This is a genomic window from Hansschlegelia beijingensis, from assembly GCF_045505405.1.
Classification (GTDB): Bacteria; Pseudomonadota; Alphaproteobacteria; order Rhizobiales; family Methylopilaceae; genus Methylopila; species Methylopila beijingensis_A.
The window spans coordinates 1-657 of the sequence record NZ_JBJKEX010000686.1; the positions used below are offsets into that span (position 1 = coordinate 1).

Below are 657 nucleotides of genomic sequence, written 5' to 3' on the forward strand. Positions count from 1 at the left end.
GCTGAAGATCGAGGGCCGCAACGACGGTCGCGGCAACCCCTATTTCTGGATCGTCTCCCTTCTCGCTCTGCAGCACCGTCATGGCCGCCGCCGCGACCCGCGCCTGCATCAGCTCGAGCGCGTCGAGCTGCGCGACGATGGCGTCCTCCGCCCGGTCGATCGCCGCCCGCCGCTCGTCCAGCACCCTTTGGCCGATCCTCCGGAGCGCCCTGTCGCGCGACCCCGCGGCCACAACCGCCGCAGCCTCCACCTCCTCCACCCGAAGCCTGCGCCGCCGCCACCCCCAGCTCTTCACCCGCCGATAGAAGGTGTTGGTCCCGATCCCGAGAATCCTGGCGATGTCATGCGGCGAGAGATCGGTCTCCTCATAGAGGGTCCGAGCGTGGGCGATCTCGTCGGCGGAATGGGCGCGGAAGGCGGGCATGGGGCGAGGTCCGCGTTGACGAAGCCGACGGAGGATAGCACCCGATCGGCTGCGCGTCTGCGCTTATTTTCCTATCCTATTGGCACGGAGCCTCAGCCGCTTTGCGCCGATTCCGTTGAAAAACTCGGCCGTTGAAGCGGGGCTCCGTCGCTGATTCACTCCGTCATGCGGGCGGAGGGCGGCGGCGATGATGGGTGAACGGCAGGTCGACCAGGCGGCGCTGTTTTACGAGT

At 67.6% G+C, this 657-nt stretch carries 1 pseudogene; it reads right to left on the bottom strand.

The features are described 5' to 3' along the window. Positions 1-424: pseudogene (locus ACIKT0_RS19625) on the bottom strand (hypothetical protein); the annotation flags it as partial. Positions 425-657: the final 233 nt, after the last annotated feature.